The following is a 1007-nucleotide window of genomic DNA, read 5'->3' as shown; positions in this document are numbered from 1 at the left end:
TCGTAACCGACGTAACCGGGAGGGGCACCCACCAGACGCGACACCGTGTACCGGTCGTGGAACTCCGACATGTCCAGCTGGATCAGCGCGTCCTCCGAGCCGAACAGGAACTCCGCCAGGGCCTTGGACAGCTCGGTCTTACCCACCCCGGACGGACCGGCGAAGATGAACGAACCGGACGGCCGCTTCGGGTCCTTCAACCCGGCCCTGGTGCGCCGGATCGCCTTGGACACCGCCTGCACGGCGTCCTCCTGCCCGATCACCCGCTTGTGCAGCTCGTCTTCCATCCGCAGCAGCCGAGAGGTCTCCTCCTCGGTCAGCTTGTACACCGGAATACCGGTCCAGTTCCCCAGCACCTCGGCGATCTGCTCGTCGTCGACCTCCGACACCACATCGAGGTCGCCGGCCTTCCACTCCTTCTCCCGCTGCGCCTTCTGACCCAGCAGCTGCTTCTCCTTGTCGCGCAGCTGCGCGGCCCGCTCGAAGTCCTGCGCGTCGATCGCGGACTCCTTGTCCCGGCGCACCTGAGCGATCCGCTCATCGAAATCACGCAGGTCCGGCGGCGCGGTCATCCGGCGGATCCGCATCCGCGCCCCCGCCTCGTCGATCAGGTCGATCGCCTTGTCCGGCAGGAACCGATCCGAAATGTACCGGTCCGCCAGAGTGGCGGCCGCGACCAGCGCGGCATCGGTGATGCTGATCCGGTGGTGCGCCTCATACCGGTCCCGCAGACCCTTGAGGATCTCGATCGTGTGGGCCAGCGACGGCTCACCGACCTGGATCGGCTGGAACCGCCGCTCCAATGCGGCGTCCTTCTCCAGGTGCTTACGGTACTCATCCAGCGTCGTGGCGCCGATGGTCTGCAGCTCACCCCGCGCCAGCATCGGCTTCAAAATGCTCGCGGCGTCGATTGCGCCCTCGGCGGCACCCGCACCCACCAGGGTGTGGATCTCGTCGATGAACAGGATGATGTCACCACGCGTGCGGATCTCCTTGAGCACCTTCTT

At 66.3% G+C, this 1007-nt stretch carries 1 protein-coding gene; it reads right to left on the bottom strand.

All coding sequences use genetic code 11. From position 1 onward, the window contains the following. Nucleotides 1-1007, bottom strand: a 1007-nt coding sequence (locus AB0M02_RS46750) for an AAA family ATPase (RefSeq protein WP_364238999.1), incomplete at both ends; no start/stop codon positions are given.

The organism is Actinoplanes sp. NPDC051861 (genome assembly GCF_040681145.1).
GTDB lineage: Bacteria > Actinomycetota > Actinomycetes > Mycobacteriales > Micromonosporaceae > Actinoplanes.
The sequence above is the reverse complement of the archived record's forward strand: the minus strand, read 5'-3'. Positions and strand labels throughout refer to the sequence as shown.